General features: G+C 53.6%; 3 protein-coding genes. All 3 read right to left on the reverse strand.

Annotation, left to right across the window (positions count from 1 at the left end):
• Positions 1–13: 13 nt before the first annotated feature.
• The 3 genes from LX66_RS26905 to fabD are packed head-to-tail and all read right to left on the reverse strand — an operon-like array spanning position 14 to position 24,713.
• Positions 14–10,378 carry a non-ribosomal peptide synthetase gene (locus LX66_RS26905; protein WP_145719299.1) on the reverse strand — a complete coding sequence of 3,455 codons (10,365 nt, stop codon included), beginning with the start codon at positions 10,376–10,378 and terminating at the stop codon, positions 14–16.
• Positions 10,375–23,457: a non-ribosomal peptide synthetase gene (locus tag LX66_RS26910; RefSeq protein ID WP_145719300.1), complete on the reverse strand. Its 13,083-nt coding sequence runs from the start codon at positions 23,455–23,457 to the stop codon at positions 10,375–10,377. Before LX66_RS26910 ends, LX66_RS26905 begins: the two co-directional genes overlap by 4 nt.
• Entirely contained in the window at positions 23,454–24,713 is a 1,260-nt protein-coding gene (fabD, locus tag LX66_RS26915) for an ACP S-malonyltransferase (RefSeq protein WP_145719302.1), read from the reverse strand. The genes LX66_RS26910 and fabD overlap by 4 nt, the downstream gene beginning before the upstream one ends.
• Positions 24,714–24,715 lie beyond the last annotated feature (2 nt).

Consider the following 24,715-nt stretch of genomic DNA (forward strand, 5'->3'; position numbering starts at 1 on the left):
AACAATGCGGTTGTTAGAGGATGTTTTTGGAATATTCCAGTTGAAGCATATATGCAGGCAAACGGGGGTCCTGTATTACATGATAGTGATCTCCTTCGAGCCGGTGGTACTCAAAATCTCCACGGGTAAAGCGCTGCCATTCATGCATGACAGCAGTGTTCCTGCCAGCCGCCTCAAAAGCAATAATATTGCCGTTAATGAAGCCGGAAGGGTTATAAGCGCGCATGATGCGGTAAGTTGCCTGGAACATTTCCTTCAAATGGTGATGATCCGGGCGTCCTTCGCCCTCCGGCAACTCCCAACTGCTGATCTCCTTTTCAAAAAGCTGATCAAGCACTTCGGCAGCAGGCAACGCTTTTATACCGCCTGTAGCGGCAGGCAGTTCTTTATCTACCAGCAGCAGCGTAACAGACCTGCCCTGCGCTTCCAGCAGGCAGGCTGCTTCATACGCTATCAACGCCCCCATGGAGTAGCCTAACAATATGAAGTGATCGGCTGGAATACGCTCCAGCAACTGCTGTACACAGGAGCTCGCCATTTCCTCCACGGAAGAGGCAAAAGGTCCGCCCCCGAAGCCCTGATATTGCATGCCATAGCAGGTAAAGCTTTCCCGGAGCTGTTCTGCCAGGTGCTGGTAGATAGTGGCCGAGCCTATAATGGGCGGAATAAAAATGACAGGAGTAGCATGGGCATCCTGCCGGGGGAAAAAGGGGAAAATCAATGTTTCTTCCGTTTCAGGCGGCCTTTCCAGGAAAGCGGCCAGTGTGGCTATATCCGGGTATTCATACAATTCCCGGATGCTTACCCTGCGGTTAAATGTTTGGGCGATCCTTGCCATCAGCCTTATTCCTTTCAGGGAATGTCCACCTAATGCAAAAAAATTATCACGAATGCCGATAGGCCTGCGTTGTAAAACCTCTTCCCAGATGTCGGCCAGCGTTATTTCCATGGGATTACGCGGCGCTTCGTACACTGCGGCCGGCTCCGTTTCAGGCAGCGGCAGTTGTTTACGGTCCACTTTGCCATTGGCTGTCAGCGGCAGGTAGTCCAGGGTAATGTAATATGCGGGGTGCATATACCGGGGTAACTTTTGCCGGAGCCAGTCCTGCAGGCCGGCCTCCGCTTCCGCCTCATTCCATACAATATAGCTGACCAGGGCTTTGTCGCCGGATGCACTTTTATGTACTTCCACAATCGCTTCACGCACTGCGGGACATCCCTGTAATACATTTTCCACTTCCCCGGGCTCTATGCGGTAGCCCCTTATTTTTACCTGGTTATCGCCGCGGCCCAGGTATTCTATCGTTCCATCCCCGGCCCAGCGCGCCAGATCACCGGTGCGGTACAGGCGTTCGCCCGGTACATACGGATTATCTATAAAACGCTCTCGCGTCAGCTCCTCGCGGCCCAGGTATCCCAGGCCTACCCCTACGCCGCCAATGCACAGCTCTCCCGGTATACCGATGCCACAGAGATTAAGCTGCCTGTCCAGTACATAGATGCGCGTATTTTTCAGGGGGCGGCCTATACACAGGCTGTTGCTGCTACCGGGCGCCACCACTTCGTAAGTAGAATTCACCGTTGCTTCCGTTACACCATATACATTGATCAACTGTGCCTTTTTCCCGAAAACGCGGTAAAATAATGCGCGGTCTTCTGTCGGTAGCGCTTCTCCTCCTACCAGCACATATTGCAGGCTGAGGCCCGCTGTACCAGCGCCTTTCAGCACCTCCAGCAATACCCGCAGGTAACCGGGCGTAATATCTATAACGGATACCTGCTGCTGCTGGAGATGCTGTATGTAACGCTCCGCATTGCGACGGTCCGCTTCACTGATCATTACCAGTCGCGCACCTGACAGCAGGGGAGCAAACAATTGCTGTACGGACGCATCAAAATTGACGGAGGCCGTAAGCATAGCCGTGAGCTGGCCACCATGCGGGGTGTATACCTGCTCCTGTAGCCAGGCGCACAGGTTCACAACCGAATGGTGCGCTATCATGGCCCCTTTGGGATGGCCAGTGGAACCGGAGGTATAGATCACATAGGCAGGAGAGTGGCTGTCAACAGGCACCTTTTCATCGTCATGATAATAGGATAGCAGCTCCCATTCTCCTGCAATGTTCATTATTTCCATATTGATACCAGCATCCGGCTCCCGGTCTGTTATCAGCACTTTGGGGGCGCTGTCTTCCAGCATATACCGTATGCGGTCCGCGGGATATTCGGGATCAATAGGTACGTAAGCAGCACCAGCCTTCAGGATACCCATCAGGCATACCATCAACCGCTCAGAGCGGTCCATCATCAGTCCTACCAGGTGGCCAGGGCGTACGCCATATGCATTTCGCAGGTAACTGGCTACCCTGTCCGCTTCCCGGTTCAACGCTGCATAACTCAGTATACGGTTATTGTATATAACGGCGGGACTCTCGCCCATGCGCAGCACCTGGTCTTCAAACAATCCGTGTATGGTATGCTCCGCAGGATAGGGCGTGCTGCCGCTATAGCTGAATGATCCCAGCAGGATATTCCTTTCAGGCTCACTGATGTATACCATTTCGGATAATTTCCGGCTGCTACAGGCACCTATGCCGGTAAACAGCTCCTGCAGGTGCTCCAGCATCCGTGTGATCCGCTCCTTTTTAAAGATACCGGTGTTATAGGTAACGGACACGTGTATACCGTCCGTATGCTCCGTGAAGTGAACAGTCATGTCAAATTTGCTCACGGTTGTTTGACCGGTGCTATGCTCTGTTACCTGCAGGACAGGACCTGCTTCGCTGCTTTCTTCTGCCGGCGCCAGACGCGTGTAGGATACCATTATATCGAACAACGGCGTGCGGCTGCGGTCAGCAGCCAGGTCCATGTCTTCCACCAGCTTGTCAAAGGGGTATGCCTGGTGCGCGTAGGCATGCAGCATCACCTCCCGCACCTGTTCCAGCAGCTCCTGAAAGGTGCCGGTACCATTAAAACGGGTACGCAGCACCAGGGTATTTACATAGAAGCCTATCTGCCCGGACAGGTATTCATGATCCCGGCCGGCTACCGGTGTACCGACCACGATATCTTCCTGGCCGGTATACCGGTAAAACAGGGCCTTGAGTCCCGCTACCAGCAGCATAAACATGCTGGAGCCCTTACTTTCCTGCAAACAGGACCGGAGACCGGCATACACCGTATTATCCAGCCATGCGCTACTCACGGCGCCATGATAGGTTTTTACGGGAGGACGTGTATAATCCGCGGGCAGCTCCAGCAGGGGTACGCCGCCTGCCAGTTGCTCCTTCCAATAGCGGCCATGCACTTCATCTGCTGCCAGCAGCCTGTTGTGCCAGTCCGCGTAATCCTTGTACTGAACGGGTAATGGAGGTAGGGTTGCTCCTGCATATAGCTGCTCCAGGTCATTACGCAGCACTTCCATTGACCAGCCGTCTGCAATAATATGATGGAAATTGATCAACAGGATGTGGCGGGCAGCATTCAGCCGCACCAGGTGTACCCTGAATAAAGGGCCCTGCTCCAGGTCAAACCTGAAATCCCGTTCCGCTGCTCTCAGGCTTTCCAGACGCCGGGTCTTTGCTGCCGGTTCATACATGGTCAGATCCATAAACAGCAGGCCACAGGCGCTCTCCGCTGCCGGGCGTATATGCTGCCACTGTCCCTCTTCATCACTGATGAATACCGTACGCAGTATTTCATGGCGGTGCACCAGCTTCGTAAAGGCAGTTTCCAGCATGGTCCTGTCCATCTCGCCTTCCAATTCGTAGCCGGTAAGTATGTTATAAGCTGTGGCACTCTCCTCCAGGTGATCCAGCACCCATAGACGGCGTTGTGCATGTGACAGATGGTATTTGTCCTTGCGGGGCACTGGCTCCAGGGGGAGCACTGGCTGCCGGGCGCCGGCGGATAATAATGTTGACAAGGTGTTTACCGTAGGATAGCTAAACAACTCGTGGAACGGAATGTCTACGTCAAACTCCTGGCGCAAGCGCCATAACATGCGCATGCCCTTCAGGGAATGACCGCCCAGGTCAAAAAAGTTGTCGTGAATACCTATTTCGCGGCGCTGCAATATTTCTTCCCAAATGGCAATCAATTGCTGCTGCGCTTCATTACGCGGGCCTTCATATTGCCGGCTGCGCGCATGCAGCGCGGGCGCCGGCAACTGACGGCGGTCCACCTTCCCATTGCCGGTCAGCGGCAGGCGGTCCAGGGCGATATAATGTACCGGATGCATGTAACGGGGCAGCCGTAGCTCCAGCCAGGCGCGCAGGCCGGGCTCATCAGGGCTTTCCTCCCATACCAGGTAGCTTACCAGCTCTTTTTCGCCGGATGCGGGCTCCCAGGTGGTTACCAATGCTTCCCTTACCCCTGCATATTGCTGCAATACCCTTTCTATTTCACCTGTTTCAATACGGTAGCCGCGGATTTTCACCTGGTGATCATTGCGACCGAGAAACTCAATATTGCCGTCCGGCGTCCAACGCGCTATATCTCCCGTTTTATACATGCGGGCCCCAGGCTCGAACGGGTTGTCTACAAAGCGTTCCCGGGTAAGCTGTTCCTGCCCCAGGTAACCGCGCGCCAGGCTTTCTCCCGCTATACACAGTTCTCCCGGGCAGCCTATGGGCATTAATTTCAGATGCCGGTCCACGATGTAGATACGGGTATTGCTTACCGGCCTGCCAATGGTTACTTTTCCACCTGTTGCCCTGCAGATAGCGGAAGTGGCCACCACCGTACTTTCTGTGGGACCATAGTTATTTATTACGGTAGCCCCGGGATATATCCTGTTCAGTTTGTCGCCACCTACCAGCAACCGGATATTGTTATCCGCCGGGAGGGAAAGATGGCTGCCCAGCTCTTCGTACAGAGCGGTAGGCAAAAAGGCATGCGTAATGCCGTGCTCTTCAAGGAACGTTTGCATCAGCCTGGCATTCGTACGGTATTGTTCCGCTACGGGGAACAGGCATCCCCCTGTGAGCAGGTAAGGCCATATCTCCCATCCGAGCGCATCAAATGCCACCCCTGCATATACGGAGGCTTTTGAGGCGTTGCTCAGCTCAAAGGCGCTACGGTGCCAGTAACACAGGTTCACCACAGATCTGTGCTCTACCATTACACCTTTGGGACGGCCGCTAGACCCGGATGTATAGATCACGTAGGCCAGGTCCGTGGCAACATGGTTCGTATGCGTATATGCGCTGCAGTTATGACTGATCAGGTGTTCGTATGTGATCCATGGTATATGCTTCTGCAGATCGTTGCCTGCCGGGCTGTCTGACAACACCACTGCGGGCCGGCTGTCTTCCAGCATATACCGTATACGGTCTGCCGGATATGCGGGATCAACCGGCACGTAAGCAGCGCCGCATTTCAGGATGCCCAGCAGGCAGATAATCAACCGGTCAGACCGGTCCATCATTACGCTCACCAGGGACCCGCTTTTCACGCCATATACCTGTTGCAAGGCGGCAGCAGCCCTCTCCGCCAGCGTGTCCAGCTCTGCATAGGTTAGCCGCGTTTCCCCAAACACCACTGCTGCTGCATGCGGAGTACGGGCTACCTGCGCCGCAAATAAATCATGCACGGTAGCATCACGTGGATAGTCTGCTGCCGTATCATTAAAGGCAGTTAACAACTGCTGCGTTTCATCTTCCGCCAGGTATGGGATCATGGACAGCGGTAATTCTACATTGCCGGCCACGGCCTCCAGGAGCTGGCTCAGGTGCCGGTGCATGCTTATAATACGCTCCCTGGAAAACAGGTCCGTATTATAGTTGATCGCAACGGCCACCTTGTCTGGATATTCCGTGAAATGAACAGTGAGATCGAATTTACTCATGTTCACTTCACCTGTTTCATATTCCATGATCCGTAGCGCATCCGGCGCTTCATCTGCATCCGCATTATTTACTTTCGCATAGGATACCATTACATCAAACAGGGCGGAACGGCTACGGTCAGGCGTTACGTCCAGGTCTTCCAGCAGCTTGTCAAAGGGATAGCACTGGTGCTCATATGCATTCAGCACGGTTTCCTGCACTTTATGCAGCAGGTCTCCAAAAGTGCCGTTGCCATCAAAACGGGTACGCAGCACCAGGGTATTTACATAGAAGCCTACCTGCCCGGACAGGTATTCGTGATCCCGGCCCGCAACAGGGGTTCCAAGCACAATATCTTCCTGGCCGGTATAGCGGTAGCAGAGCGCTTTCAGACCGGCTACCAGCAGCATGAACATGCTGCTGCCGCTGTGACTGCGCAGGCAGGACCGGAGGGCATCATAAGAGCTGCCCTCCAGCCAGTGCTGCAGTGTGGCGCCATTGAATGTTTTAAGACGGGGACGGGTATAATCAGCCGGCAGTTCCAGCACGGGCAGGTTGCCCCCCAACTGGTTCTGCCAGTATTGGGCATGCTCCCTGCCATATGCACCGGTCAACTGTTGGTGCTGCCAGGCAGCATAGTCCTTGTACTGCACCCGCAGTTGGGGCAGCATTGCTGCACTATCCTGCTGCCGGGCTATATACAGTTGCACCAGGTCGTTCTGCAATACGTCCAGTGACCAGCCATCCGTAATAATATGGTGCATGTTCAGCAACAATATGTGCTGCACGGCAGATAATCTTACCAACTGTACCCGGAACAGGGGACCGCTATCCAGCTCAAACCGATGCTCCCTTTCCAGGGCTGTAACCGCAGTCAGCTTTTGCTGTTGCGCCGCCACCCCCTCATCTGAAAGATCCATATATATCATGGCAAACCCGCTTTCTGCCAGGGACAGCACATACTGCCAGGGGCCCTGGGCATCGCTTCTGAATACGGTGCGTAGTATTTCATGCCGCTCTACCAGCGCTTTCAGCGCAGCATCCAGCGCAGTAACGTCCAGGCTGCCTTTCAGCTCATAGCCCGTAAGAATATTGTACGCGGTAACGCTTTCTTCAAGCTGGTCCAGTATCCATAAACGCTGCTGTGCATGTGACAGCGCATATTTGTCTGCCGGCGGCAAGGGTTCAGGTGCTGTTCGTCCTGCAGCATGGCCATCCATTTCTCCCTGCCGCAGCCAGGTACTTAATCCACTGATGGTAGGATGACTGAATAATTCCCGGAAAGGGATCTCCACCCCGAACTCCTGCCGGATGCGCCACAGCATGCGCATACCCTTCAACGAGTGGCCGCCATGTTCAAAAAAGTTATCGTGGATACCAATGCCCCTGCGCTGCAATATTTCTTCCCATATCTTTACCAGCAGCGCCTCTGCTCCATTACGCGGGGCTTCATACTTCCTGCTGCTGATCTCCTGCACGGGAGCAGGCAGACGGTTGCGGTCTACTTTTCCATTGCCATTTAAAGGCAGGCGGTCCAGCGCTACATGGTGCGCCGGATGCATATAGCCGGGCAAATACCGGTGGAGGTGCTTGCGAAGGCCGGCTTCATCCGGCTGATCCTTCCATACCGCATAACCCACCAGTTCCTTTTCTCCCGAGGGGGATCTCCAGGCGGTAACCACCGCTTCCTGCACTCCTTCGTACTGTGCCAGCACTCGCTCTATCTCGCCGGTTTCTATGCGGTAGCCACGGATCTTTACCTGGTGATCATTGCGTCCCAGAAATTCAATATTGCCGTCCCAGGTCCAGCGAGCAAGGTCCCCTGTCCTGTACATCAGCGCCCCCGGTTTGTACGGATCAGCTACAAAACGCTCCTGCGTGAGCTGCTCCTGGCCAAGGTACCCCCACGCCAGACCGGTACCAGCAATACATAGCTCCCCGGGATAGCCAGCCGGCATCAGCTTTCCCTGCTTATCCAGGATATAAGCACGATAGCCGGGCAGGCATTTCCCCAGCAGCGGCACATGCGCGCCAGGCTGCTGCATATCATATATCAGTGCATTTACACATATCTCCGTTGGTCCGTAAGTGTTATAGATAGCTGCTGCCGGGAACTGCCGCTTCATCTGCTCCATACATTCCCGGTCCAGCTCATCGCCACCGGACGAGATACAGCAAAGGGCCGTACCTCCGCCCGTAGCGGCTATTTCGGCTAATATTTCCTTCCATAACATGGGCATGGCGTGCAGCACATTAATCTGCTGCCCCCTGATGTACGCCACCAGGGAAGTCACATCGGCGGTATCCCTGCACACGTGCAGGGTGGCACCCATCGTTAACGGCACAAACACCTGCTTTACGGCGGCATCAAATGAAAGCGAGGCTGTTAGCAGATACTGCCAGTTCTGCTGCAACTGCATTTCCTGCCGTAAACCTTCCAGCAGGTGCAGCACCGCGCCATGCGTTATCATTACGCCCTTGGGCCTGCCGGTGGAGCCGGAAGTATAGATCACGTAAGCCAGGCTGTCGCCGCTGACAGGTTGCTGCACATATACTCCGGGGTTTGCGGGACAGGCCAGCAGCTCCTCATACAACTGATCTGTCAGAACGATACGTGCCCCACTGTCCGCCATCATGTATTGAATGCGTTCTTCTGGATAGCCGGGATCAACCGGCAAATAAGCTGCACCGCATTTGAGGATGCCCAGCAGCCCGGCAACAGCTCCCGCAGAGCGGGTCATCATAATGCCAACCAGGTCGCCCGGCTTTACTCCATACCTGGCAGCAAGTGTGGCGGCTACTTCGTCAGCATGCCGGTTCAGGGTTTCGTACGTTATGCGCTCTCCTTCACAGACCAGCGCTGTATGTTCAGGCATACGGGCAGCCTGCACCTCAAAAAGACCGTGCAAGGTAGCTGCTTCACCGGCGCCGATAGCGGCAGGAAAGTGGCTCAGCAAAGCATTACTTTCCTCCTGCGGCAGAAAAGCTATTGCTGTTAACGGTTGCCGGCTGTCTGTACATACCGCTTTTATGAGCATCCTGAGATGCACCAGCATACGGTCTATCCGTTCCCTACAGAAAAGATCCGTACTGTAATTAATGCCTATCCATAAACTATCATGGTATTCTTCAAAATTGAACGTGATGTCAAATTTGCTGATCTCATATTCTCCGGTGCTGAAACTGCGCATCTGCAATTCTCCATCGTTGCTGCCCCCAGCAGCATTATTCGTTCCCGTGCTATCCATGACGGGGGCATCACTTTTACGGTAGGTGATCATGGCATCAAACAGGGCGGAACGGCTGGGATCTGTTACAATGCCCAGGTCTTCCACCAGCTTGTCAAACGGATATACTTCGTGTTCGTAAGCATTAAGCATTACATCCTTTACCTTGTCCAGCAGGGCGCTGAAACTTTCCTGTCCGCTGAAACGGGTACGCAGTACCAGCGTATTCACATAACAGCCGATCTGACCGGAAAGATCTTCCACGCTCCTGCCTGCCACCGGCGTGCCCAGTATAATATCCTCCTGCCCGGTATAACGGAATAACAACGCTTTCACACAGGCTACCAGCGCCATGAACATACTGCTACCCCGGTGCTTGTGCAACATGGCTCTCAGGAGGTTACACTCGCCGGTATCCAGCCACATGCTGCTGGTAACGCCCTCGTAGGTCTTCCTCGCCGGCCTGGGCATATCTGTAGCCAGGTTGAGCACAGGCACCCCATCTGCCAGTTGCCGGTTCCAGTATTGCTTATGAGCCTGCATACGGGGACTTTCAAACAGGCGGTTCTGCCAGCCGGAAAAATCCCGGTATTGCACTCTCAGGGCAGGCAGCGCGGAAGCCATGCCGGTAAGCGAACTTTCGTATAGCTGCACCAGCTCGTCCATCATAATCTCCAGCGACCAGCCATCTGATATAATGTGATGCATGCCCATCATCAACACATGCCGCTGTTCTTCCAGCGCTACCAACTGCACCCGCAGCAGCGGTCCTGTCTCCAGATCAAACTGGTGCTTCCATCCTGCATCTGCCAGTATAGCCAGTTGCTGCTGCTTGTACGCTTCATCCGCTTCCCGCATATCCTTCTCTATTACAGCGAAGCCGGCGGTCTCCGGTTCCAGCACTTTTTGCCACAGGTCTTCCGCATTGCTCACGAAGACGGTGCGCAATATTTCATGACGGGCAACCAGCAGCCTGAAGGCTGTTCTCAGACATTCGGGATTCAGCGGGCCATTCAGCTCATACGCCATGAATATGTTATAGGCGCATTTGCTTTCATCCATCTGGTGCAGTATCCATAGGCGGCGCTGTGCATGGGACACTTCGTACAAAGGTGCGTCCGGCAACCTTTGAATGAAAGTATCATCAGCTCTTGCTCCCGATTTCAACGAATGCACCAACGCTTCCTTATGCTCCCTGAGCTGTGCAATCATATCCGGCCCTAAGCTTCCTTCCGGCGCTACGATCTTCAACTGATCATTGCCCGTAAGTGATATTTCCACCTTCAAGTCATGCAACGCTGTCATTAATGCGGAAATGCTCATATAATTATTTCTTCGAGGTTATTATTATTCACCTGCTTTACAGGCGCTGGCGCAGGACAGCTTTCTGCAATAGCGGCTGCCTGCTGCTTTATTGTCGGCTTCCTGAAAATATCCTTCAGGGTGAACCTTACATTAAAAGTGGCATTGATCCTGGCCAGCACCCGCATACCTTTCAGCGAATGACCGCCTATTTCAAAGAAATTATCGGAAATACCGATGCCTTTCCGCTGCAGCACATCCTCCCAAATAGCTGTCAACGCTTCTTCCACCGGCGACCCGGCGCTTTCTGCAGGGACTCCTGTGGCGGCCGGGGATTGCGGAACCGGCAGCGCTTTTTTATCTATTTTACCGTTGCTGTTCAGCGGCATTTTTTCCAGCGCCACAAAATGCGCGGGCTGCATATACACCGGTAGCTTGTTCTTCATATAGCGTTGCAGCGCCACCTCGTCCGGCGTACCAGACCATACTACGTAACCTACCAGGTCCCTTTCCCCTCCTGCCAGCGGTACAGCCAGCACGATGCCCTCCTGTACAGCCTCATAGCTCACCATCACCTGCTGTATTTCACCCAGCTCAATGCGGTAACCACGGATCTTTACCTGGTCATCATTACGGCCCAGAAATTCAATATTCCCATCGGGCGTCCACCGGGCAATATCACCGGTGCGGTACATCCGTTCCCCGGGTTCAAAGGGGTTGGGCACAAATCTTTGGGTTGTCAGTTGTTCCTGGTTCAGGTAGCCCCGCGCCAGACCCGCGCCAGCAATACACAGCTCGCCGGGGAATCCTACAGGCACCAGGCTATTGGCAGCATCCAGTATGTATACCCTGGTATTGCTGATAGGCTTTCCTATCAATATCCTGTCGTCATCATCGCTAAACCGGTAGCAGGTACTATAGGTAGTATCCTCTGAAGGGCCGTAAAGATTCCGTATTATGATACCTGAACCTCTGAAATGATCCTTTATGGCACGTGGTACCGGCTCTCCTGCCATATTGATAAGCCGTACATTACTGAAGCTGGTCCCCAACCTGATCAGGCTGTCTATCACGGAAGGCACTGTATTAAGCAGTACATCCGGCATACACTCCACATACTTCTGCATATCCACCACACTTTTCAGCACCAGCACCTGCTTGCCGGCGCTCAGGCTGTAAAACATCTCAAATATGGAAAGGTCAAAGCAATAGGAGGTTAATGCAAGTACAGTATTAAACTTTTCGGTATTAAATTCATGGTGGCACCAGTCTATAAAGCTGACCGCATTGCGATGCATCAGCGCTACCCCTTTGGGCCGCCCGGTGGAACCGGATGTATAGATCAGGTATGCGAGGTCGGAAGGCTCCGTCTGCACATTCGGATTAGCGTCACTATATCCATTGCCCTGCAGCATGTCCGAATCGAGGTCATGATCCTTCAGTACAATATCCGGCCGGCTGTCTGCAATGATATATTGAATGCGCTCCTCTGGATACTCCCCATCTATAGGCACATAGGCAGCACCTGTTTTCAATATAGCCAGCAGGCAGATGATCATTTTCTCCGACCGCTCTACCTGTACGCCGGTTACTTTGCCCGGCCCCAACCCATGTTTGGCTGCCAGGTAATGCGCCAGCCTGTTGGCGCTCCGGTTCAGCTCATCATATGTCAGGCTCACTCCTTCATGTATGACTGCGGTATTATGCGGGGTGCGGGCGGCTTGCGCTTCAATCAGCCCATGTATGGTCTTGTGCTGTGGGTAAGGCACTGCGGTATCATTAAATTTTTCCAGCAGGTCCTTTGTCTCCTTATCAGTAAGGTACTTCATTCCAGATAGCGGCTGCCCGGTATGGCGGCATACGGACCTCGTCATTTCCTGCAGGTGGCGCAGCATATTGTGGATACGCGTTTCATCAAAAATGTCCGTGTTGTAGTTGATGCTGATGTACAAACCGCCGGCCTGTTCACGGAAGTTGACGGTGATATCAAACTTGCTGATATTGCTGTCTTCCCTTTGCAGGTCTCCCATATCCAGCTCTTCCGCCGAAGCCTCATTCTGCTGGTTTTCCTGGATGTCGTCCGCATGCTCATCCCTTTTGTAGGTAACGAGCACATCAAACAGGGGAGAACGGCTTCTGTCGCCTGTAATGTTGAGGTCCTCTACCAGCAGGTCAAAGGGATATACCTGGTGCTCGAAAGCTCCCAACAGGCTTTCCTGTACTTTTTCCAGCAAGCTGTCAAAACTTTCCTGTCCGCTGAAGCGGGTGCGCAACGCTAATGTATTTACATACAATCCTATTTGTCCCAGCAGGTCATCGTGTTCTCTTCCTGCAACCAGTACGCCCAACACCATATCTTCCTGGCCGGTATAACGGTACAGCAAAGTGTAAGTGCAGGCCAGCAGCACCATGAACATACTTTTATCCGGCTCACGCTGTACAAAACGTTGCAGCGCGTGTGTATCCTCGCGGCCCAGTACGGTCCTCACTGTAGCTCCCCGGTAGCTCCTGACGGCAGGACGGATATGGTCCAATGGCAGGTTTAACACCGGCAGCTCCCCGGAGAACTGCTCCAGCCAGTAATTTTTATACACAGCTATTTCCGGGCTGTTCAGCAGCTTGTTTTGCTGTGCTGCATAATCCTTGTATTGTATTTTCAGCGGTTCCAGCACTGCCGGTTTACCGGATACCAACCCTTCATAAATGCTGGTGAGCTCCTCCATCATTACATCCACAGACCAACCATCGGATATAATGTGGTGCATGTTGATCAGCAGAACGGCAAACTCCTCCTTCATGCGCAACAGGTGGGCATGTAACAACGGCCCCCTGCCCAGATCAAACTTATACCGGACTTCAGTAGCAGACAGCTTTGCCAGATATTCCTGCTGTGCTGGTACATCCTGTGCGGTAAGGTCCACTACATTTACATTGAACCCACTGTCCGCCGGTGCCTGCACTACCTGCCATACGCCTTCGTGATCATTCAGGAATATGGTGCGCAATATTTCATGGCGCGCTATCAACTGTTCAAAGGCTCCTGACAGCGCTGAAAGATCAATGTCCTCCCTCAATTCAAACGACATGCACATGTTGTAAGCAGAGCGGCTTTCTTCCATCTGCGCCAGTATCCACATGCGCAACTGCCCGTGCGACAGTTCGTACCTGGGCTGCGCTGGCAGCACAGGCACAGGGGCTACCGCGCCGGCTGCGGCCGATTGGCTAATGAGAACGGCAAGATCCATGATGCGTGGATAGTTAAAAATGTCGGGGAATGATATATCCACGCCCAGGTCCTTCCGCACGCGCCATAATACCCGTATACCCTTCAGGGAATGACCGCCGAGGTCAAAGAAATTATCTTTTATGCCGATCCGCTCCCGCTGCAGCACTTCTTCCCATATCTTTACCAATGCAGCTTCCACTTCATTGCGCGGCGCTTCATAGGCGCCTGTTTCCGCCATCTCCGGTACCGGCAGTTGCCGGCGATCCACTTTTCCATTGCTGGTTAAAGGCAGGCGGTCCATTGCCACATAATAGGCCGGGTGCATGTACATGGGTAGCTTTTCCCTCATCCAGGTGCGTAGTCCCTCCTCATCGGCCGCATCCTTCCATACTATATAGCTTACCAGGTGCCTGTCTGTACCACCTGTTTCCTGTGCCAGTACTACTGCTTCCCGGACGCCATTGTAACTTTGCAATACGCTTTCCACCTCTCCCAGCTCTACCCTGTAGCCACGGATCTTTACCTGGTTGTCGCCGCGGCCCAGGAATTCCACGTTGCCTTCGGGAGTCCAACGGGCCAGGTCGCCGGTACGATACAGGCGCTCCCCTGCTGCATGCGGGTTCTCCAGGTATCGTTGTGCAGTCAGGTCCGGGCGGCCCTGGTATCCACGACCTACACCGGCTCCACCTATGCACAGCTCCCCGGTTATACCAATGCCGCAATACTGCAGGTTCCTGTCCAGCACATATATACGGCTGTTTTCCAGGGGACGGCCTATAGGCACATATCCCAGCGGCCGGAGATCAGCACCCACTCCTTCATATAAGCTGGAGTCAATCGTTGTTTCCGTAGTGCCATAGCTGTTAATAATACGTATGCCTGTATGCGCGAAACGTTCATATGCGCGCCGGTAATCCTCTACCGAAAGCATATCGGACCCCATGTTCAGTATTTCCAGGAAGCTGATATCCTTTCCTTCTTCATAAATGTAATCCAGCAGCGGCAGTAACAGGCCGGGGGTGGATTCCACCATGGTGATCCGCTCCTTTTGCATCAGCTCATACAAACCGGGCAGATCATACCGCTTCGCGGCCGGGCAGATCACCATCACCCCTCCCCGGAAAATGCTGCGCAGCATATCGCCAAAGAACACATCAAAGGAAAGGCTGGCCACCTGCAGCAGCCGGATGCCCAACCTATCCAGCCGGTACGCTGTTCCCAGGCTGCTCCATAAACCCAGCAGCTCCCGATGACCAATCATCACGCCTTTGGGATTGCCGGTTGAGCCGGAAGTATACACCAGGTAGGCAAGGCTGTCCGTTCCTGGTTTTAACAAACGGTTAGCCTTGTCATACTGCTGCTCCTTTTCCTTAAAGCCGGAAAGGTCCAGTATTTTCATCTCATGCTGTACCGGCGCCAGGGTATCCACTTCTTCTGTTTCTGTCACCAGTACATTAATGCCGCTGTCTGCTATTATATAGTTCACCCTGTCAGCAGGATATTCAGGATCCACCGGCACATAAGCAGCACCGGCTTTCAGGATACCCAGCACGCCTGCTACCATCCATTCATTACGGCCTACCATAATGCCCACACTGTCACCGGGCCGGATACCGTAATCCTTTACCAGGCAATCTGCCAGCCTGTTAGCCTGCTCATTCATCTGCACATAGCTCAGGGTAGTTGCTTCACAACGCAATGCCGGCTGATGGGCACAGCGTTGTACAGTGGCCTCAAAAAGCGTCACAAGGTCCGGGGCCGGCAGCACTGCCCGACCTGGCCCTGAGAATTCCAGCAACGCATTTTTTTCTTCAACAGGCAGGTATTCCAGCCTGTCTATCCGCTGGCCACTGTCCTGTACAATGCTGCGCAGCAATGCTATAAAACGCTCCAGCATGCGCTGTATGCTATGGGCAGCATATATATCCGTATTGTAATTGATGTTCAGCTCCTGGCAGTTTCCCGGCATGGCGATAAAGGAGAATGACAGGTCGAACATGCTGTTATTACGCTCTACAGAGAATGTATCCGCTGCCAGCCCCTCCTGTTCCTCATTCCCGATGCCGGTGTGAATGTCCGGCCAGTTTACGATCACATCAAACAGGGGCCGGCGGCTGATCTCCCAACTGATATTGAGGTCTTCCACCAACTGGTCTACCGGGTATACCTGGTGGCGGTATGCATCCATCATGTTCCGCCTGACTAGCTGCAGGAATTCCGTAAAGCTATCGGAGCCCTTAAACGAGGTACGTATAGGTAATGTATGCACGAACAGGCCTACCAGGTTTTCCGTGTCAGGATGGTCGCGCCCGGAAACCGGCAACCCGATGATAATGTCGTCCTGCCCGGAGCATTTATATAACAACACCTTCACAACTGCAAAGAGGAAGGTAAATAATGTACACTCGTTCCGGTTAGCCAGGTCAATGATGTGTTGCAGCAGGTCCGCATCAATCTGCACAGCGCAGTTGGCGCCGTTCTGGGAACGCACAGAAGGCCGGGGATAATCGGCCGGGATCTCCAGCACCGGCAGATCGCCGCTGAAATGTTTTAACCAGTAGTCCCGGGCTTTGGTGGCTTCCCCTTGCCCGATCTGTGCATTCTGCCAATGCGCAAAATCCTTGTACTGGATAGGCAGCGGGGGAAGGTCCGCCGGTTTGTTCTGCATATAGGCGGTATACAGACACAGCACTTCATTGGTCAGTATTTCCTTTGACCACCCGTCGGAGACAATGTGGTGCAACGTGAAAATAAAAATGCTGCGATCTGTTTCCATTTCCAGCAGCCGCGCTCTTAACAGCGGCCCCCGCTCGAGATCAAATACCGTATTTCTTTCCTGTACGGCAATTTCCAATGCCTGCTTCTCCCTGTCAGGGTCCTGTTTCAGGTCTGTTACCTCCAGCCGGAAGGGAATGCTGCCAGGTGCATGTATCTGCTGCCGCAGCGCCCCTTCTTTGTTACAGAGGGTAGTGCGTAGTATTTCGTGCCGTTCAACAACGGTCAGCAAAGCCCTTTCAAAGGCCGCCTTATCAAAACCTTCCTGCAGCACATAGGTGCTGGACATATTATAGGCAAGATTTTCATGCTCGTTCTGATGCAGTATCCACAAGCGCTTCTGGGCATGTGACGCTTCATAGTCCTCTGCTTCCGGCAACCGGGGAATATGTGTAAATTCTCCATAACCAGCCTTCCTGATAAGGCCGGCCAACTGCTTAATCGCGGGACACTCAAACAGTTGGGCAATATCCAGCTTTATGCCCCATTCCCTGTATATCCAGGACAATAGTTGTATACCATTAATACTGTTACCTCCCAGTGCAAAGAAATTATCATCTACCGTAAAGAACTTACGGGAAGGAAATAGTTTCCTGAACAGGGCGATCACTTTTTCTTCCACAGGATCTGCCTGCAAAAGCTGCTGATCGGCCGCAGGTATGAGCGGCGTTACCGCCCGCTCGTCAAAAGCGCCGTCAGCGTCCAGCATTTCAGGCGGAATAACACCATAGCGCAACGGCTGACGCTGCTCCGGCACCCCGGCTTCGTGCAAGTACTGCATTAACTGCATCAGCTTTGCTACCGGGAACTGTGCGGTTACCAGGCATACGTGACCGTTACGGTCATCTATCCTGACGTCAGGAATACCCGTATGCAACATGATCATTTCAGCAAGCAACTGCCGGCCGGCGCTTTCCTGTTGTGAGAAAACATCTATTTCTGCTTCACCGGCGCCCAGCAATCTTGCCGGAATACCTGTTTGCCAAAGCCTGTTGTCCACCTGTACCAGCAGCCGGCCGTACACGCCATCGGGCAATACTTTATCCTGCCCGTCCTGCACCACGTACCGGTTACCAGCCAGCGGCCGGGCTACCGGCCATATTCCCGGCGGCGCTATTTTACTGTCCGCATCGGGCAGCCTGTTCCAGGACAGTAAAAATGGAGCGTCCGGCGGCGCATAAAACCATCCGGCAACACTCTTTCTATCTGTTATTCTCAGGTAGTCCTTCCACCAGGCAGTATGCAGATCGGTTACAGGCGTGGTGGAAATGATGGCCAACTGCCTGCCGGGGACCGAGATGGCCGTATCATTACCCAGCAGTAATTTTATCCATAGCGACCTGTCCAGGAAAAACACCCCTTCCGCTTCACTGCCTGGACGCTGCTCATTTACCATTACATGGCGCGCCTGCAACCAGCCGGACAGCACAATATCTGTCCAAATATTTTTCCCGAGGCCGGCGGTTACCAGCTCATACCCGGCATCTCCAACTTCGGGCCCGGTTTGCTGCGCAACGGCATTGAGCTGGTCAATCATCCGGCGATGGCTTACCTCCAACCCGGAAGCCACCTTTGCAATAGCCGCTCCGCTGGCCGGCATGCTGAGGTAACCGTTCATGCCAGGTTGCTGCCTGGCAAGCCATTCCTCCAGCATCCCGTCTTCCACAACAGGCAGCTCTTTTAATGTCCGGGTCTGCAGTGTATAGGCGCTGCCTGCCTTAAGTACCGCCAATGCGGCCACCAAGGTTTCATATACGCCATTGGTGCGAACGGCTATTACCTGTCCATTGCCCATGCCCAGCCCCTGCAGGTACCCTGCAAAGCAACCGGCTATGTGGTTAATGTGCTGATAGGTATAAGTAGCGCCATCATATGTTAAAGCCGCCCTGGCCGGGTTGGCCGCTGCTATTTGTTCCAGCAGTACGTGCAGGGCTGCCTGCGTATCTTCCTGCGGAAAGGATGGCGGCCGGCCGGCTGCTGTAGCTGCAGATTGCGCGGCTACCACGGGCAGCTCATCCACCGCCGTTTCCGGGCGCTCCAGCGCTCCGTACAGCAAGGCGCTGAAATGATCTATCCATGCACGTACTATCTTTTCCGGGTAATAGTGCTTGTTAAACTGGAAGTGCAACCGCAGTGATCCGCCTGCTTCAATTGCATTGAGGAAAAAATCATACTTGTTCTCACCCGGTTTTTCCCGTACAACATCCTCCTGCGCCTCTTCCACCTCTGTATGACGTATGGCAGGGTCCATATTAAAAACCACGCGTATATCCGGGAAGCGGTCTTCTTCTCCTTCCTGCTGCAGCAGATCCAGGCATGAAAAGCGCTGGTGTTTGTAAACGCCCAGCCAGGCCTGCTTTACTTCCTTCAGGAAACTGCGAAAAGGCTGTATGCCGTTCACCTCATGGATATAAGGAATGATCTGGTTGCATTGTCCTACCATACCAGGCGCCTCCATCAGCAACTGCCCTGAAGCAGGTATGCCAATAACCATCCTGGACTGCCGGCAAAGACGGTATAACAGCCCTTCAAAGGCGCCCAGCAACAACATAAACATACTGAGGCCATTTTCCTGCGCAAACTTCCTGAGGCTTTCCGTATGCTGCTTTGTAAGCACCCATACCCAGCCAGCGCCGGCGCCCTCCTGTTGCGGCTTGTTGCGGAATACGCCTGCTGGCAGGGCTGGAGAGCTGACAGGCTGCTTTAGCTGCTCCTTCCAGAATGCGACGGCCTCCTTTGCCAACGGCGAAGCGTGCTCCGCCTGCATCCATTCCACATACTGCCGGAATGAAGGAGCCGGCGGCAACGCTGCCACAGTATTGGCGGTTGCCGCGATGTATAACTGCAGCAGCTCATCAGACAGCACATTCAGCGACCACCCATCTGCGATAATGGAGTGAATCATAAACAATACCTCATAGCTGCCATCTGACTTCCCCAAAACCGCTATGCGGAACAGGGGACCATTTGCAAGATCGAACGGCTGCTGCATGGCTTCCTCGTCAGTAATAATTTCCGGCTCCAATGCAGGCTGCAGATGCAGAAACGCCCCGTCTATCCGCACGGTCTGTAATATTTCGTGCCGGGCGGCCAAACGTCGCACTGCCTCTTTGAGCGCAGGTATGCTGACTGCTTCCCGGACATTAAAAGAACGACGTGCATTGAATGCCGTATTTGCCTGTGCATGCGCCGTTGCCGTAAACCAAAGACGCTTCTGCTCATAGGTAAGCGGTATACGGGCGGGCGCGGGCGCCCTGCCTGTTTTCTCATTCGTATTTGAAACCAGGAAGCCTTTCTCCTGCATTTCAAAAACCGTTGTTTTCACTGCCTGTATAAATGCGGCAATATCACTGTCCGTATGGGCAGGTGAAATAAAGAGCGTCATTCCTTCCCACACATAAATACCCTTGTAAGCCAGGTAATGGAAAAACAGCGATAACTCCATACCGGCGCGTATCTGGAACAGGGATCCAAAATGTACAATGCTGACGGGCAGCCCCTGATCGGTAAAGAAAGCATTCAGTTCTGCCGCCAGCGCTTCCATGCGTTTGTTCAGCGTATCCTGCAATATGGGGCCTTGCTCTTTCAGGTAGCGGAGCATGGCGCTGGCAGCCGCCATTGACAACGGGTGATGACAGAATGTACCTGCCACAAAAGTTTTCCGGTGATCAAATACCGGGTGCGAATCATCGCCATACTGCCAGTTCTCACCGCCATCCACTCCATGCATAAACGCAGATTTACCTGCCACAATCCCCAGCGGCAGCCCCCCTCCACAAATCTTGCCATAAGTTACCAGGTCCGCCTGTATGCCTAACCAGCGCTGGCAGCCCCCGGGATGTATCCGAAAGCCGGAGATGATCTCATCAAAGATCAGTGCTATGCCCAGTTCTTCCGTCATAACCCGTAGCGCATGCAGAAAATCTGCCGGCTGAAATTCAGGCCTGCGGCTCTGCACCGGTTCCACCAATACAGCGGCCAGCTCATGTGCGTGCTCGCGTATCACTTCCAACGCGGTATCTGAGCCATAGTCAAGCAACAGCACATCCTCCAGCATTTTGTGTGGAATGCCAGCGCCTTTAGGTACTGCGTTATAATTACCGGAGAACATGTCACGCTGCGCCAATACCCCATCAAACGTACCGTGATAGGAACCGGCGAACATTACGATCTTATTTCTGCCGGTAGCAGCCCTGGCAAGGCGCAGGGCTACCATTACCGCCTCTGTGCCGGAGTTATAGAATGCAGCCCGGTCCACACCTGTCAGCTCGTGCAGCAACTGCGCCACTTCTCCCGGTAGATGGGACATGGGGCCCAGGAAGAAGTTGCCCGCGTATTCCTGCACGGCCTTTTCCACTACCGGGTGGTTATATCCCAACAGGAATACACCGAATCCCATTGACATATCTATATATTCATTGTCATCCAGGTCCCACACACGGGCGCCTTTGGCAGCTTTCATAATAATGGGATAAGAAAGCTCCTTCAATGTTTTGTTATAGTGGGCGGTATTCCTGTTATTGGCGAAATGGGCCCGTGATTGTTGCACATGCAGTTTGGAAGCAGCGGTTTTACGGTTGAAGGCTGTGATAAAGTCCGCGAGATGCCGGCGCTGCTGTTCGTCAAAATCCTGGAAGGCAGTGCTTGTCCATTGAAAAGTTCCCTGTTGCTCCGCTTTATCCCTGCCTGCAGGCACAGGTCTTTCCGGCGGCGCTGCTGCCTTGAAAGGCTCCTGCTCCACGGCAGGCAACGCTCCCGGGTAGTGCAACAGTCTCAACTGATCAGCCATTATTTTCAGTTGCTGCTCTACGATGCTTTCCAGCGCCGACCTGTCAACGGCCGGTCTGTCAACAGGAGGCAGGTTTTCCGCCGGTGCAGCAGTTGGCGCAGTTACCTGCGGGGGCGCCGGTTCCGGTGGCAAATGCCGGCTGATATAAGCGGACAACGCATCCAGTGAGGCGGCTTCATTGAATAGCGTATCAATGCTGATGTCAATGTTATATTTTGAGCGGACCATCTGTTTTACCTGGATAATGGAAATGGAATCCAGTCCCATTTCCAGGAAAGAGGCCGTTGTGTCAATTTCTTCAGGGGCTAACTCAAAAACACCGGCAATCACTTCTTTTATCTGTGACATGATACGTTCCTTCCCGGTTGCTGCAACATGCTCCTGGTTGTTGGTCTGTGTAATGGCGTTCATGAATGTTGTGTTTGTTACTTTTTCGGGATAGGTTACCCAACATCTTTTTGCTTCAAAAGGATAACCCGGCAGGCTCATCCTGTAGCAGGAGCTGTTTGCGTACAGCACCTCCCAGTCAATATCCGCTCCTTTCAGGTATAGTTCGCATAATCTGGGCACAAGCCTGGCGTCCGGCGTTACCTCCCATTCCTGCAGTAGCTGTGCGGCAGCGCGGTTTGCCTGTGCTTTTTCCTCTTTGGTGCTGGCAGGCGCTGGCGGCAAGCCGTGCAGGCATACCTGTTCCAGTTGTGATTCCAGGCTGGCCTTATCATTTACCTGGAGCGCAAACCGGTATTGCAGATGCTCCCGGCCTGTATTCAGCGTAAAGCAAACATCCTCCAGGTAATAATCCTGCAGCTTTCTCAAATGCTCCAGTAGCTGGCGGGCGGTCGTCAGCAGCTCCTGCTCATTTTTTGCAGAGCAGCAAACCACCAGTGGCTGCAAGCCTGTTGCGGGCGGGCGCTCCTGCAAGGGGGCTTCCTCCAGCACCAGGTGGCAGTTGGTGCCGCTGATGCCGAAGGCGCTTACCCCACAACGCCTCGGTGCCTGCGCAGTTGTTTCCCAGTCGCGCAACGTATCGTTTACATATACCGGCGAGGTTTCAAAACTTATTTTACGGTTAGGCCGTTCAAAATGTATGCTGGGGGGTAACTGCCGGTGCTTTAATGCCAGGGCGGCCTTTACCAGGCCGGCCATCCCGGCTGCTGCATCCAGGTGCCCTACATTGGTTTTTACCGCACCAATAGCACAAAACTGCTTTTGCCGCGTATATTTTCTGAATGCCTGCGTGATCGCTTCAATCTCTATGGGATCACCCAGGTTGGTGGCTGTACCATGCGCTTCTATATAAGAGATGGTTTCAGGATCGATGCCGGCATTTTGCCAGGCTTTTTCAATCACATCCACCTGCGCCAGCACGCTGGGGGCGGTAATACCAATGGAGCGCCCATCCTGGTTAATGGCGCTGCCTTTGATAAGCGCTATTACATGATCTCTGTCCCTGAGTGCTGCACTATAGGGCTTGAGCAGTACGGCCACTACGCCTTCTCCTCCTACTGTTCCATCGGAATGATCATCAAATGTACGTGCGCGGCCGCCTTTGGATTCTATACCTATACCGGCACCTTCTGGAGCTTTTACAGGCAGCCAGCTAAGGTTCACCGCACCTGCAATGGCCATGTCTATTTCACCATTACGCAATGCCTGGCAGGCGGTATGCACAGCTACATGAGAAGATGAACAGGCCGTATCAACCAGCACTGCCGGCCCTTTAAGATCGAGCAGGTAAGAGATACGACTGGCCAGAATAGAGGCTACGTTGCCCGGATGCGCCATACCTGTTAGTTCCGGCTCCAGCTCTTTTACCAGGTTGTAGTATCCTTCATTCCTTTCCGTGAACCCAACGTAAACGCCTGTACGGGTCCCCCTCAGGCTGGCCGGTGCATAGGCGGCATCCTGTATAGCATGCCATACCACTTCCAGGAACAGGCGCTGCGCGGGATTCATCAGGCAGGCTTCCTTATAGGAGATATTGAAGAATTTGTTATCAAACCTGTCTATGTTTTCCAGAAAGCCTTTTTCCTTGAACTGTGCAGCACTCAGCGGGGATAACCCGGCAGCAGCCAGGTAATTATTCACTTCCGCTACCCTGGCTGCGGGAAATGGCGCTACTCCATCCATACCGGCCAGCAGGTTGTCCCAGAACACACGCAGGTTATCCGCCTTCGGCAACCTGCCGCTCATGCCGATAATAGCAATATCTTTCCTGGATACCCGCTCTATGCGGTTATGCCTTTTCCCGTTACCGGCATGGCTGTTACCAGCATCCACACCTATGTTAAAAATATCCTTATTCATCATATTTCCATTTCTTTAAGCTCCGGCCAAACCAGCGTAGCACCTGTTTCAAAACATAAGCGGCGGTAAGCGCCCCTTGCCTCAGATGGCGGCAGTTGCTTTGCCTGCAACACCTGCCACAGTTGGCGGCAGGCAGCCTTTACTTCATGCGCTAAAGGCAAACGGCGCTCCTGTTCCACCAGTTCCTGTAGCTGTTTCATTTTCCTGAACGGCGTTATTACCCCCGCTTCATACGCTTCTTCGTCATGATTCCGGTTCCTGGTGCTTACGGCAATAGCCATTGCCTTACTTAAAGGAGTGACTACAGCAGCCACGTTGCTGCCGATATTTTCCCGAAGTGCATCTATATCTGCCGGATCTTCCAGGGCGTATGCTGCAGCCCGCATGCCATGGTTTCTTACCTGGTTGCGCAGCAGCTTCCTGGGCCCTGCATCTATAAAATAACCGACGCCCTGCCCATGCAGGTATTCCAGCGTATGCCGCCACTGTACCGGCTGGGTCATCTGCGTATACAGTCCCTGCATGATCATTGTTTCATCTGTATAGGGAAGGCCGGTTACATTGGCTATCACCGGGCATTGCAATTGTCCTATACAGCATGCAGACAACACTTCCAGCAACTTATCCGCAGCAGGCGACATCAGGGGTGTGTGAAAAGGCGCGCTTACCTTCAGCCTTACGGCTTCGCCACCCTGTATTACGCATTGCTGCATGGCTGCCGCTACCTGTTTGCTGGATCCCGCTATCACCACTTGCGCGTTCAGGTTATAGGCTGCTATCCATAAACCAGCGGGCGCTATCCCGGATACCTTTGTGCAGATCTCCGCTACCTGTGCATCCGTCAACCCGCTGATTGCGGCCATATCTCCCTCTCCTGCAGATACGGCGTCCTGCATCAGCCTTCCACGCTGATGCACCAGGCGCACCGCATCGTCTAACTGCAAGGCGCCAGCACAGCAAAGCGCGGTGTACTCGCCCAGGCTGTGCCCCGCCAGATACTGGGGACAGCAACCTATCTCCTGGCGGATAAAATGCCGGAAAAAAGCCACGCTGGTGGTGAGAATGGCCGGTTGTGCAAGTGCTGTTTGCTGCAGGTCGTATTCACTTCCTTCAAAGCAGCGCTTTTTCATATCCATTCCCAGTGCATCGCTGGCCTGCTCGTACACCTCCCTTGCTATTGCGGAGGATTTGTACAATTGCCTGCCCATACCAGGGTATTGTGCGCCCTGGCCCGGGAACAACAATGCTGTTTTCAACATAA

The sequence above is a fragment of the Chitinophaga japonensis genome, from assembly GCF_007830125.1.
Lineage (GTDB): Bacteria > Bacteroidota > Bacteroidia > Chitinophagales > Chitinophagaceae > Chitinophaga > Chitinophaga japonensis.

What these genes read in the sequence shown, in the direction of transcription:
- LX66_RS26905 (WP_145719299.1), bottom strand. Translation starts at nt 10,378, where the DNA reads ATGAGCATTTCCGCATTAATGACAGCGTTGCATGACTTGAAGGTGGAA.
- LX66_RS26910 (WP_145719300.1), bottom strand. Translation starts at nt 23,457, where the DNA reads ATGATGAATAAGGATATTTTTAACATAGGTGTGGATGCTGGTAACAGC.
- fabD (WP_145719302.1), bottom strand. Translation starts at nt 24,713, where the DNA reads ATGTTGAAAACAGCATTGTTGTTCCCGGGCCAGGGCGCACAATACCCT.